Here is a 13,423-nt window from a genome sequence, read left to right on the forward strand (position 1 = left end):
TCAGTGTGTTTTATTTTCTTGGGTTTGAAGTAGAGGCACTCCTTGCCCGAGGTGGACCGGACGGCAATACAGGGCAGTTGGAGGGATTTCATCTTGAAACTGCGACAACCGTAGGGGAACCGGGGGTCCCACGTTACGTAAAACCACCGGCACTCAAAACACGCCTGCACCTTTCCTTTCTGGTTCACAATGGAAAGTCCCCGGTAAATGCTGAACCAATATCCGTCACGATCACTGGTGGTTTTCGATCCGCTTTTCCTGATACAAACGATCCAGCGTCTCTCGGGCGCGCAGCAACAGGTCCTGGTTTTGAGGCGCCTGCTTCTCCGAATGCCTTTGGATCAGGCTCTCGAGAAACGCGATTTGGCGGTCGACTGCCGCCGTTTCCCGACATCCGTCGCACATGATTTGAAGCTCCGTGATTGAGGCTCGCGTGATTTGCCCAACGTTTGCCCTATGAGCGCGAGTGACGGACACCGATCAACCGGCTCCCACGACTTGCCATCCGGCAAATCACGCTTACTCAAGCGCTCAGGCTATTTGGCCAGCCGCTGGGCCAATTCCGCCACCCTGGCTCCCAACTTGGCGCCGTTCGTCAGGGCCGGACTGTCCGGCTTTCCTACGCAGGAAACGCCGTAATGGCCCGTGGCGTCCATAGGATCGCCAACAATGATCATACCGTAGATAAGCATGACCTGCAAAATACTTATCATGGTGGTCTCTTTGCCGCCGGAAACGTCTCCGGAAGTCGTAAAGGCGGCGCCCACCTTATTTTCCATCTTTTTTCGAACACCCACAAAGCGGTCGAACACGGACTTCAATTCCGCGGCCATGCACCCAAAATAAACCGGAGACCCGGCTATCACGCCCGCCGAATTCACGAAGTCCTCCTTGGTCACCTCTTCGGTGGACCGTAGAACCGCTTCAACCCCGGACACTTCTTTAACGCCACCGGCTATGGCCTCGGCCAGTTTCAGCGTGTTTTTCGTTTTCGAGTGATACAGCACCAGAATCTGCATAAGCCGCACTCCTCTTCTTCCGGTAACCCGCTATGGATTCACAACCGGGTCCCTGTGATCGAGTGGATGGTTCAGACAAAAAACCCGCCGTTCGGCGGGTCAAGTTCATCGTCATGTATGATCGTGCATCGTTAGTCGGACGAGTCGGTCTTCTTGGAGCCGCTGTCGCTCTTGTTCGCCGACTCCCCTGAGTCTTTGCCGGCCGATGGTTTCGTAGGGCCGGGGGGGGAATACGAAGAAGATTTTCGAGCATAGTCCGTTGCGTACCACCCGGTTCCCTTCAGGTGAAAAGAACTCTGCGAAATCAATTTCTTCAGCTCGCCCTTGCAATGTTCGCAACACGTGAGCGGATCCTCGGAAAAGCGCTGCCACGCTTCCGTAATTCTTCCGCAACATGTGCACTCGTATTCATATATCGGCATATCGAACCCCTTTGAAAACGTTTTCTTTAAAATAGTCGCTTTTCACCATTTGTCAAGCGGGTTCTGTCTCCGCGGAACGATCGGAATCAATGGTTCTGAAGCTCAACCAGGGCGTTCCAAATATGAATCGCGTATAGGGTCGGCGCATGATCTTTCACCGCGTCCGGCACGAATCCCGAGAATCCCGGTTCCATTCGGCCGAGAGAACTGAACATATTCCTGACCTTGTCCTCGAGATCGTCCGCCCATCTTCCCCAGCGGAGTTCGTTGTCGCGCAGCACTCCGTAGGCGTCGATAAACTTCAGATTTCCAACGTGCACGTACAGGGTTTGGGGAGGCACCTTGGCCACAATGTCTTTGTTGTTGACGAAGCGATAGGTGTCCACGAAGTAATCGCTTCTAAAGTCCGCGTCACCTACCCGGGGAGAACCGTAGGTATACAGGCCTCTCACGTTTCCGTATCGGTCCGCGGCGAGAGTGGCCACGGCCGCGCCCATGCTGTGGCCCGTGACCCACACCGTCCGGCGTCGGTCCTTCAGCGTATCCAGATACCCCGAAAGCTCCTGCCACACTTCATCCAGCGCCGCTTTGAATCCCTGGTGCACCTTACCCCGCTGGCCCCAGTCCACGGGCACGAACCTGAAATTGGTCAGCCAGTCGGCGAACACGTTGGAGAGATCGTTTTCACCCGGACGTTTGCGGAGCTCGGATCCCCTGAAGGCCACAATGACGCAGCGGGAATTATTCGCGACGAAACATTGCGTGATTTTACCCTTGAAAAACCGGACGTCATCTAAATCCGTGCGATCCAGTTGCTGAATAACAAAATCATCGTCCGCATAGGCCAAGGTCGAACATTCGGCAAGCCACCAGGCATTGGCCAGATCGAACAGGTGAGCCCGGTGACGGAACGGTACCTTCCGGCAGTCGGCGAAATACTCGAAATCGAGATACGGCGGAGCAATACTCTTCCAGGTGAGTTCCGTTAAGGATTTCTTCTTGAGCGCGGGCATGGAGGGGCTCCTTGGGATGCCGATTTTGTAGCACATCGCCGGATTTTCTGCAAATGGATGGAGCTAGAAATTGGCCGTACGGGATTGCATGGCCCCATACTCCCGGTGCAGCCTCTTGTTGCTTCGCAACGCAGACAACCAGTTGTCCGCGCCACCCTTTGGATTTCATCGGGGTTGCAGCAGGGGGCCAGATTATTTGCCTCGGACCTTTCGAAGGGGGTCTCCGGGCTCCGGCCTTTGCCCGAGCGACCATATCAGGGCTGGAGTGACTCTGTCATAGAGAGGCGGAAGGGATGGAAACCGGCATCGTTTTGGGGGATAGGCGCCAAAACGAACCCAAGAAATTTGGGAAGGGAGCTCGAGGGGAACCTTTTTTAAAAGGTTCCCCTCGATCCTATCAATAGGTTATCCGCACCTTCAATCTTCCTCCCCATATCCGCCGCCGCCGGGTGTTTCGATGCGAACCACGTCTCCTTTGGACAGGATTTCGTTGAATTTGCCGGGTTGTTCTGTTTGTGCGCCGTTTCGGGCGATGACGTTTCTGACGGTTTTGCCCGGGCTTCCGCCCATGAGGCCGTAAGGTGGAACGCGTCTACGTTCGGACAGGACCGTGACTTCCGCGTCCGACAGCAGCCGGATTTCACGCGTGAGGCCATTGCCTCCGTTGAACCGGCCCTTGCCTCCCGAACCTTCCCGAATGGAATATTCGGTAACCAGAAACGGGTAGCTGTATTCCAACGCTTCCACGGGCGTATTCATGGTGTTGGTCATGTGCGAGTGCACCGCGTGCTCGCCGTGGCCGCCGGCCGAAGCGCCCATGCCGCCGGCCAGGGTCTCGTAGTAGGCAAAGGGCAAGTCGGTCCGGGGATCGATGCCTACGATGGTCACGTTGTTCATGGTGCCCTGGCCCGCGGCCGGAACCCGGTCCGGTACGGCCTTGGACAGAGCGCCTAGCACCACGTCCACGATACGCTGGGATGTCTCGACGTTGCCGGCCGCCACTCCGGCGGGGAAACGGGCGTCCACCACGGACCCTTTCCGGGTCTTCACGCGGATAGGCTTGAGACATCCGGCGTTGGGTGGAATGTCCTCGGAAATGAGGGACCTCAATACGTACAACACGGCGGACAGGGTGATGGCGTACACCGCGTTGACGCCGCCCCGGACCTGGTCGTCGGATCCGCCGAAGTCGAAGGTCATTCCGTCTCCCTCGACCTGAATCCGCACGTGTATGCGGATGTTTTCATGCCCCTTTCCGTCGTCCTCCATCACGTCTTCGAACTCGTATACTCCGTCGGGAATGGACTCGATGGCCTTGCGGGTGATGGTCTCGGAATAGTCGATCAAACGGTCGGCGTAAAAGGTCAGGGTTTCGAGACCATGGGTCTCGAGAAGACCGATGATGCGGCGTACGCCCGTCACGTTCGACATGACCTGGGCCGCGAAATCCCCTTCACCTCCCACGTCGGCATGATGCGCCCGGTTGGCCACATAAAACGAAGGCGAGGATCCCCCGAAAAACACCGGCGCCACCACCGTGATGTCGGGCAAGTGCGTGCCGCCCTTGAAAGGATCGTTCAACACGGCCATGTCCCCGTCCCGGAATCCGACGCTTTCAATGGCGGATTTCACGGACAAGGGCATGGAGCCCAGATGCACCGGTATATGCGCGGCCTGGGCCACCGTGTCCCCGTTACGATTGAAAACGGCGCACGAACAGTCCCGGCGCTCCTTGATGTTGGGCGAAAACGCCGTGCGCACCAGCGTGACACCCATCTCTTCGGCAATGGAAGAAAAACGGTTCTTGAACACTTCCAGCAAAATCGGATGTACGTCCATGCATGGCTCCAGAGGTCGGTTGATCTATTGGAGGGAAGATGCCCGGGGAAACCTTTTGCAAAAGGTTTCCCTGGACCCCTTCCAAAATCCTTCGAGTGGGTTGCGCCGCTTGGCGACGCAACCGGAGCGAAGATTTCCGTGAAGTCGCCCTCGTTTTGGGCGCAACGCGCCCAAAACAACTTGAAACGTTTAGGAGGGGAGTCCGAGGGGAACCCTTCTCAAAGGGTTCCCCTCGGCCACTTTCAAACCGGCGATGCACTCAATCAATCTCCAACAAAAAATTGCCGTAGGGGTCCACGCGGCCTTGGGCGAAGGGGGGGATCACCACGGTCGAGCTGTATTCCGCCACGATGGCCGGCCCCGGGACGAGGTTGCCCGGCATCAGGCGTTCCCTGGAAAGAATCTTGGCCTTTACGTTCTCGAGGTCGAACACCACGTTTCGTTCGCCGAGGAAAGCCTCGGGCGGAGGCGTTTCGCCGGCTAGGGTCGATGGCCGGAATTCGGGTTTGTCCGGAACCCCCCGGGCCCGCAGACGCACATTGACGATTTCCACGGACTTGTTAGGATTGCGGTAACCGTACGTGCTTTCATGCAGTTCGTGAAACCGGCCTATGCAGTCTTCACCGAAAGGCGCCAGGATTTCATAGGATTGACCTTGGTAGCGCATATCCAGGTAACGCTCCATGAGCGCCTGTTCCTGTTGAACCCCTTCTTCGAGGAGATCGAGATAGGCGCGTTTTTCGAGGGCTCGGAATTGTTGGATAAGGTCATCCTGGTCCAATTCTTTTTCCTGGATCATGACGGTTTGCGAATAATCCTTGACCACGTCGGCCATGAGCATACCCATGGCGGAGAGGATTCCCGGATGTTGGGGCGCCAGCACCTCGGGGATATGCAGCAGGCGGGCCAGAAACGCGGCGTGCATGGGTCCCGCGCCGCCGAACGAGAACAGGGTGAATTCGGCGGGATCGTAGCCCCGCTCGACGGAGATGACCCGGATGGCCTTTTCCATGTTCGTGTTGGCCACGTCGAGAACGCCCTGGGCCAGCTCGATGGGGGTCAATCCCAACGGTTTGGCCATGGCCTCGAAGAAGGGTCCCAGGCGTTCCGGATGCAGGCGCATGTTTCCTCCGAGGAAGCGTTCCGGCGCCAGTCTGCCCAGGTAGAGATTGGCGTCCGTAACCGTGATGTCTCGGCCGGTTCCGTAGCAGATGGGACCGGGATCCGCCCCCGCGCTGTCAGGACCCACTTTCAGGGAGCCGCCTGCGTCCGGACGCGCGATGGAGCCGCCCCCGGCGCCCACGGTGTGGATGTCCGCCATGGGCACTTTTACCGGGTATTCGGAGATCTTGGACTCGGTGGTCAGAGAAAGCCCTCCGTCGATCAAGGACACGTCCGTCGAGGTTCCGCCCATGTCGAACGTGATGAGCCGCCGGCGACCGGCGATCCTGCCGATTTCGAAGGCTCCCACAACTCCGCCCGCGGGACCGGACAGTATGGTGCGAACAGGTTCGGTCATGGCGGTTTCCGCTGATATGGCCCCGCCGTTGGATTGCATGATCCGGAGGCGGTCCTTCGGCTCCATGGAGTTCGCAAGATGGGATATGTATTTCTTCATCACGGGGGACACGTAGGCATTGATCACCGTGGTCGAGGTCCGTTCGTATTCACGAAACTCGGAAAGAATTTCATGAGAGGCGGATACGGAAATTCCGGAATCCTCGAGGATACGTTTCATGGTGCGCTCGTGATCCGGATTGGCAAAAGAGAAGAGGAAGCAGACGGCCACCGACTCGGCGTTTTCCTCCAGAATGCGCCGGGCCGTTTCCCGTGCTCCGGACTCGTCGAAGGATTCATGGATCTCGCCGTTGCATCCGACTCGACCCGCGACGCCGAACCGGAGCGATTTCGGCACGATGTGAGGCTCTCGCCTGTATTTGAGGTCGTAGAGGCGAGTGCGGTTTTGACGTCCGATTTCGATCACGTCCTCGAACCCTCGATTGGTCACCAGCGCGGTTTTCACCCCCTTGCGTTCGAGAATGGCGTTGGTGGCCACGGTGGACCCGTGCACAATGGTTTTTTCACCCTGCGCGGCGATGTGACGCAGGCCATCGAGGATGGCTTCCGCGGGGTTGGATGGGGTGGAGAGACACTTGTACAGTTCCCACTGTTCCCCGTGCCGGAATATGAAATCCGTGAAGGTGCCCCCGGTGTCTATGCCTATAACGACCATGGCCATCTCCGATCGCGTGCAGGTGGAAACGGTTCGTGATGAGTACGGGGAGAAAACCTTCCAAATCGTCCTTCCTCGACCGGACTCCGGGAACAGGAACGATTATGGCGACCCGGATTGCCTTGGGCCCGTGTCCGCGGTATGTCGTTTGCGTTCGATCCAATAAGCGAGCGCCGCTAACATGGCGGAACAGAAAATGACGACCGAGGCGATCCGGAAAACGCCCGTCACCCCGATTTGGAGCGCTTCCACGGGCGCGGCCGTTACACTCGTGGCCGGCGGCAACCCGGCCGCTGCCAGCACGCAGGACGAGAAGAGCGCTCCCATCAATGGAAATCCGGAGGTGTTACCCAAGGTCCTGGACAGGGACAACAAGCCCGACGCGATTCCGATGTGCTCACGGGGGGCCTCACCCAGGATCGCGCTGTTGTTCGGAGACAGGAACATGCCCAGCCCTAAGCCCAGCGGCGTCAGGCGGAGTATATACCCGAGCGGGGCAACACCGGAATCCAGCGTGCTGATGATCACGCATCCCGCCGCAGCGAGCGTCAGACCCAGCAAGGTGATACCCCTCGGACCGAAGCGGTCCGCCAGCATGCCGGAGGCCGGCGCCACGATCCCCATGGTCACTGGAACCACCATCATCATAAGTCCGACCTGTTCGGTCCGATATTCCAGGACGAGCTCGAGGAAAAACGGAAGAATAAAAGTGCCCGCCAGCGCCACGAACACCAGGAGCGACATGATCAGGTTGATGCTGAACAGTGCGTTCCGAAACATCCCGAGTTTGATCATGGGGTGGGCCACCGAGCCCTCGACGATCAGAAAGAAAGCGAAACCCAACGCTGCGGCCACCAGCAAGATGAGGGCATGGGAATTCCCGAACCCCCACTTTTGTCCCAAAGTCATGCCAATGGCGTAACAGACCAGGGTGGCCAGCAGAACCACCGCGCCAAGAGGATCGAATTTCTGATTAGGGGAGCCCGGGAGGTCGGTCGGCACAAAGCGCCCGACCATGATCGCCGCCATCAATCCCACGGGTACGTTCACCAGGAAGATCGTTCGCCAGCCCACCCATCCGATAAGGAGGCCGCCCAGGGCCGGACCGATCGAGAGTCCCACGGCCACGATGCTGCCGACGATCCCCAACGCCCTTCCTCTTTCGGACGCGGGAAAAATCATGGCCACTAGGGCCGCGCCGAGGGCTTGCGCCATCACGGCTCCGCAGCCCTGCAACGCACGGAAACCGATGAGCCAACCCACGGTGGGAGCCATTCCGCAGAGCAGGGACCCCAGGGTGAACAGGGCGAGTCCCGCCGTGTAGACTCGCTTGCGTCCCAGCATATCCCCCAGCCGGGCCACACCGATCACGAGAGAGGTGATCACAAGAACATAGCTGATCACTACCCATTGAACCGTCGCGAAATCGGTGTGAAGTGTTTCCACCAGCGTGGGCAACGCCACGTTGACGATACTGGCGTCGATGGTGGCCATGAGCACGCCCAGACCGATACCCGCCATGGCCCACCACCTGCGGGAATCGGTCAGCGTTTGATCTTGAGGGGTTTCTTGCAATTTCGTCTCTTGACAAGGTGATGGTGAATCGTGGCGGATGCACCGCTATCGGCGGACAACCAACCCGGGTTAGGCGACGGTAGGGCTAAACTCGGCCGGGTGTCAAGCCTTTCCGGGCTATCCTCTATCCGGGAAAGCGGTTGCGAACCCCTCGAAGGGCGCAACGCTTGGATCAAAAGGGAGAAACCGGGAGGAGGCTGTTGAAGCGGCCGAACCCCTTTGGGATTTCAGATCGCCGGCATGGAAAAGCACCCCCCGCTCCTGAAAGCGGGGGTTAGCAGACAGAATTTCCTATTCCTTTTCCACCGGTATCGTGACAACGGGAACCGGCGAATGCTTGACGACTTTGTCGGCCACGCTGCCGAACGCAAAGTGGGCTTTTCTGCCATGCTTGGCCATGATCACCAAGTCCACCTTTTCCTTTTCGATGAACTTGAGAATCTGTTCAGCAGGGTCGCCCACGGCCACGTGTTTGATGTACAGACGGCACCCCTCGAGATGCCTCATGCAGATGTCGTCGAGATGCTTGTGCGCGGTTTCTTCTTCCCACTCGAGAAGTTTATCCACGTGTTCTTTCCCGAACTCTCCGTACCAGGGAGCGTGTCTCGCAATGTCTTCAATTACGTAAAGAACATGGATTTCGGCGTCAAATTTCTTGGTGAGCGAATTGACGTACGGCAAGGCCGCTGCGGCGCTTTTCGAAAAATCGGTAGGCCATAAGATTTTTTTCATTTCCATAGGTACTCCTCCTCGTCAGGATTCTTATCCAAAAAAACTGCGCTGTCATCAACAGCAAGATCCAGTCCGCCGGGGGCAAGGAATGCATTGAATCCCGGGCTCGAACGGTCTTCGGCACAGGAGACCGTCATCCATGTACTGGATTTCCCGGTGCAACAGGGTAAAGGTGATTTATGCGAATTTGTGTATCGAAAAAACCGTTCGCCCGTTTCCGTGGGCAAAGGCAACTTGGGCTATATAGTGCTCATTCTAGTCTGATTGTAAAGGGTTTATTTGTTATCGGATCAATCCCTTTTGCTTTAATTCCTCGAGAAGGGCCGGTCCGTTGGACAGGCTGTCGTACACCACGGCCGAAGTGATCGTGGCCTGCGCGACGGCGTCCACCTTTACATCGAAGTGTAGCCGGCCATTCATGGCTGAGCCCACGACATGCCGCCTCAATTTGGCCACCTCATCCGCGGTCATGGGTTCGTTCCCATGTTTGGTCAGTTGCAGGGCCTGGAAAAGGATCACCTTTCCGGAAGGGTCGAACACATAGATGAAGTGCACGGCATGGCACATATCGCAGGGGACTTCCCGGGCCACAACCTCCGCGAACATGCGCCGCGCCTCCTTCCCTTCTCCCGATGTCGCCGTATACACCGTTCTGCCGCTCTCTAAACCGAGCTTTTCCGGTTGAACCTGCCGGCCGAGGGCTTCTTCCATGAGAGCGGCCACCTTGGCTTCCAGCTCCGGTCCCGCCAGAACCGGTTCGACTTTTTCCGCCGCGGCTTCCGGCTTCTTCAGTTGCGCGCTTAGACTCGAGATGTCCGTATCCGCCAGACGGACCAGTTGTTCGAGAAGTTTTTTGTACTCCATGTCGAACCCCATATGGGTGGAAGCCACCAGGATCTCTTTTGAAGAAGGACCCTTACGTACAAACATGGAGAACGGCGTTCGTGTTCCTCCCAGCTCATGGTAGATCTCGAATTCAGGATCCTGGATAATGGGGAAAGTTACTTTGTACTCCCGGCGGAACTCGTCGATTTCCAAATCCTCGCTTCCTACCGCGATTCCCAGGAGTTTTATACGCCCCCTGGCTTTGGGATCGCCCTCAATCAGCTCGTACAGCTTGTTGAAGATGGGCGCCTGTTTCTGGCAGCTGTAACAGTAAACGCTCAGCAGTTCGACGAGAATGACGTCGGCCGATACCTGATTCAACGTGAAATCGGGAGCGGTTCCAAGCCCAAGATACGCCTTATCGCCGGCGGCTCTGGGAGCGGGCATCGTGACCTCGGGGAACGTGTCTCCCGCTTGAATCAGCGGCTTTTCCTGTGCGCGGGCCTGTCCCCAAATGACAAGGGAGAGTATCAACCCTGCGAGAATCAGGAAACGAACGGATGTTTTCATACCAGTAAATCCCCTGACGCGGCATTGCGCCGAAGAAGGTTCATGGGAAGCAAACGTACGCCTGTCTCATTCGTGTACATAATCTACCTCATTCGGAACCGGTGTGTCCATTCCATTTGGGGAGTACTTACCGAGGGTTGCCGGGATGGAGGTCACGCCGCGCGGTAACGCCCGCATGAATGGATGGAAGCGCGTCTTCAAAGATCCCCCGAAGCGCTTACCTTGACTTTCCCGCGGTCGTACATACCCTTTTCATAAGAAGGGGACGATTAGAAGGAGGTGCTTTTACATGACGAAAGAAAAGACATTGAGAGAGTTTTTATCCGAACAGGCGGAATTCGGTGGAGGAGGTGTCCGTCCGTCGATTGAATACTGGCCCGATGACTGGGCGGAGTGGGTTTCCAGTCACAGGAGTACGATCGGCAACTCGGATGAGTATTTCTGCAGATCGGATCACCGATCCAGTGTGTTCTGTCCCGTCGGATTCCACTAACAGTGCGAACTGGTAACGTCTCTCGATCCCTATCGTGGGACGTGAAATTACATAAATGAAACAACATCCAAAACCCGCGCGAGCGGGTTTTGCGGTTGAATGCGATTGCGTCTGCGGCGAGAGGGGGCTGCCTTGAGGCACCGATCGTAGGCGCCCAGATCAGGGAATCATGGTCTATTGCCTCCCCCCCAGTGTTAAATGTGCCCTAGGGCCAGGCAAGCTCTCCGATAAGCAACGAAAACCCCACCCCATGATCGAACCATCCAACGACATCCAGGCTCCAATCCCGGCCGCCTTCGGCTTCCAGGTCAACGACAGATGGCTCTTACAAGCTAGTTAATCTTAACCTATTGCTGTTACTGACTTTATGGACTACTTTGCCCCTGTAACTCTTAAACTGCTGTTGAACTTCAGTCTGGAAATCCGAGGCTACAAGAGCCAAGAGCAGATGTGACCCCACGCCCATTCCAGCTTTTTCATTCGGGACAATTGTTCTCGGTGTTGCCGCCATCGAGTTCGTCGTAATCAAGGACCTTGGTCCATGCGCCGGTCTCCGGTCGGCCCGCCGAAGGGGCGGACTCCACCGGATACTTACCGGCGCGGGACGCGAGGTGTCGGAATGGACAGGGCGGGGAACCCCCCGGGGCTCGGTTCCTATGTCCATACTGCCTCTCGATAGGGCATCCCGGCCGGAACCCGTTTTTTGTGCAAATCGGAAGTTTAACTTGCTTTTTTGCACAAGCACGTTTTATCCTAATGCCATGATCACTCGAGACATCACGGAAGAATTGGTTCAATCCACCGCGGAGTATCCCGTGGTGACCATCCTCGGTCCTCGCCAATCGGGGAAGACCACCCTGACTCGGATGACGTTCCCGGACATGCCGTACTTCTCCCTGGAAGACCCGGATGTCCGTATGGCGGCTGAAGCTGATCCGCGGGGATTCCTCGCGCAGATGGAAAACGGCGGCATCCTGGACGAAGTGCAACGGCTTCCGGTCCTGCTTTCCTATGTTCAGGGGATGGTCGACAAGACCCGGAAACGCGGGCGGTTCATCTTGACCGGCAGTCATCAACCGCAACTACACGAGGCGATCAGCCAGTCGTTGGCGGGCCGGACGGCCATGCTGTCCCTGTGGCCGTTCTCCCTTCATGAAGTCCGCCGCTACGACTCGGCGCGGGACCCCTTCGACTTGATCCATCGCGGATTTTTCCCCAGGCTTCACGAAGAGGGTTTGGAGCCGCGCAGGTTTTTCAACGGCTACCTGCAGACCTACGTCGAGCGGGATGTCCGCGCATTGATTCAGTTGCGCGATTTGTCGCTGTTCCAGAAGTTTCTCACCCTTTTGGCCGGCCGGGTGGGACAGGTCGTCAACCTCGCCTCGCTCGGCAACGATGTGGGCGCTTCCAGCACGACGATCAGAAACTGGCTCTCGGTTCTGAAGGCGTCATATGTCGTGTTCGAACTGCCTCCATTCTTTGAGAACGTCCAAAAACGGGTGATCAAGTCGCCCAAGATCTATTTCACCGACGTCGGTCTCGACGCCTTTCTGCTCGGCATCCACACGGCGGAGCAGGCTTCCCGCGACCCTTTGCGGGGAAACCTGTACGAGAACCTCGTCATCGCGGACATCGTGAAAAGCGCCCTCAACAGGGGAATCAGGCCGGAAATCTATTTCTTTCGGGACTCCCACGGCAACGAGATCGATCTGCTGATCAGGGAAAAGGGCGTGCTCACGCCTGTGGAAATTAAATCCGCGGCGACGTTTTCCACCGAGTTCGTCAAACAACTCGAGTGGTTCCAAACGCTGGGCGTCAAGCGCGTCCAGCCCGGCGCGGTCCTCTACAACGGCGAGCAGACGTTCAACGTCCGGCGCGTCCGCGTTCTCAATCCGCTCCACGTGGAAAATATCTGGCAGACGCTGACCGTTCCCTCCGAGTGAAGATGCTCCCGATCTTCGGCGATCACTCGAGGAGCCCCATCGCGGCATGTTCGGCGGATGGGATGCGAAGGACGGCCCCCGGCGTCAGTTGCAGGGGAAAGAAGGTGTCGTTGTAGTCGCAGATGATCCATCACGGATCGGCCCGCCCCAGATAGCGGTGGGCTTCGGCTGACAACTCCGGTCGCGCCTGTGGCTCTCTACGTTGTCAGCCGATCCAAGCGCCATCCCGGTAGGGTGGCAAACGAAACCTACAACCAAACTAAAGGGGGGGTCATTTTTCGCTGATCAAGGTGAGTCAATTTGGGGTTGACGTTACTACTCGACGGCCGCGGTCGCGAGCTTTCTAATGAAAGGGGTTGTCGAGGGGTCTTACGGACGAGATCGGCGTAACAGGCTTAAATTACACTTACAACTTGAGTTGGAGGCGGCCATCGCTGAAATTTTGGTTTGAAAGACCGATGGAGCAAGAGTCAAGAGCAGATTTGACCCCATGCCCCATTGACCTTGTCCAGTGTCCGTCGATCAGGTTGGTACCGACGTCCGCACCAGAACTATAGGAGCGGAAGTCATGTTATCCCCCACGTGTCCGTCGATCAGGTTGGTACCGACGTCCGCACCTGTGTGCGGTTGCCGGGAATAAGCAGCCAGATATAGTGTCCGTCGATCAGGTTGGTACCGACGTCCGCACCCGCCCGGCCGATCGCGTCCGCGATCGATCTCATGTGTCCGTCGATCAGGTTGGTACCGACGTCCGCACCA

The 13,423-nt window shown here is 57.4% G+C and carries 11 protein-coding genes; 2 read left to right on the top strand and 9 right to left on the bottom strand.

Annotated features, from left to right (window positions below):
- Positions 1-231 precede the first annotated feature (231 nt).
- From HY788_10920 to HY788_10960, 9 genes are all read right to left on the bottom strand, one after another.
- Positions 232-405, bottom strand: coding sequence for a hypothetical protein (locus HY788_10920; GenBank protein ID MBI4774672.1), 174 nt, complete (start codon positions 403-405; stop codon positions 232-234).
- Positions 406-536: 131 nt separating this feature from the next.
- The gene (locus HY788_10925) at positions 537-1,019 is read right to left on the bottom strand and encodes an NAD(P)H-dependent oxidoreductase (GenBank protein MBI4774673.1); all 483 of its coding nucleotides are present in this window, start codon (positions 1,017-1,019) and stop codon (positions 537-539) included.
- Positions 1,020-1,150: 131 nt separating this feature from the next.
- On the bottom strand, positions 1,151-1,441 hold the full coding sequence (locus HY788_10930; GenBank protein MBI4774674.1) for a zinc ribbon domain-containing protein: 291 nt from the start codon (positions 1,439-1,441) through the stop codon (positions 1,151-1,153).
- 86 nt (positions 1,442-1,527) lie between these two features.
- Positions 1,528-2,454 (bottom strand): lipase family protein, encoded by a 927-nt coding sequence (locus tag HY788_10935; GenBank protein MBI4774675.1) that lies wholly within the window; start codon positions 2,452-2,454, stop codon positions 1,528-1,530.
- A gap of 417 nt (positions 2,455-2,871) precedes the next feature.
- Entirely contained in the window at positions 2,872-4,293 is a 1,422-nt protein-coding gene (locus HY788_10940) for a hydantoinase B/oxoprolinase family protein (GenBank protein ID MBI4774676.1), read from the bottom strand.
- A gap of 259 nt (positions 4,294-4,552) precedes the next feature.
- On the bottom strand, positions 4,553-6,526 hold the full coding sequence (locus HY788_10945) for a hydantoinase/oxoprolinase family protein (protein ID MBI4774677.1): 1,974 nt from the start codon (positions 6,524-6,526) through the stop codon (positions 4,553-4,555).
- A 102-nt stretch (positions 6,527-6,628) separates the two neighbouring features.
- A complete protein-coding gene (locus HY788_10950; protein ID MBI4774678.1) occupies positions 6,629-8,047 on the bottom strand; it encodes an MFS transporter in 1,419 nt (472 codons plus the stop codon).
- 345 nt (positions 8,048-8,392) lie between these two features.
- Entirely contained in the window at positions 8,393-8,839 is a 447-nt protein-coding gene (locus HY788_10955) for a universal stress protein (protein MBI4774679.1), read from the bottom strand.
- A 276-nt stretch (positions 8,840-9,115) separates the two neighbouring features.
- Positions 9,116-10,228, bottom strand: a complete 1,113-nt coding sequence (locus HY788_10960) for a TlpA family protein disulfide reductase (protein ID MBI4774680.1) — start codon at positions 10,226-10,228, stop codon at positions 9,116-9,118.
- 289 nt (positions 10,229-10,517) lie between these two features.
- Here HY788_10960 and HY788_10965 point away from each other — a divergent pair, with 289 nt between their 5' ends.
- Together HY788_10965 and HY788_10970 are read left to right on the top strand one after the other, a co-directional pair.
- Positions 10,518-10,721 carry a hypothetical protein gene (locus tag HY788_10965; GenBank protein MBI4774681.1) on the top strand — a complete coding sequence of 68 codons (204 nt, stop codon included), beginning with the start codon at positions 10,518-10,520 and terminating at the stop codon, positions 10,719-10,721.
- Between the two features lie 761 nt (positions 10,722-11,482).
- Positions 11,483-12,664, top strand: coding sequence for an ATP-binding protein (locus HY788_10970; protein ID MBI4774682.1), 1,182 nt, complete (start codon positions 11,483-11,485; stop codon positions 12,662-12,664).
- Positions 12,665-13,423: the final 759 nt, after the last annotated feature.

Source organism: Deltaproteobacteria bacterium, from assembly GCA_016208165.1.
Taxonomy (GTDB): Bacteria; Desulfobacterota; Desulfarculia; order JACQYL01; family JACQYL01; genus JACQYL01.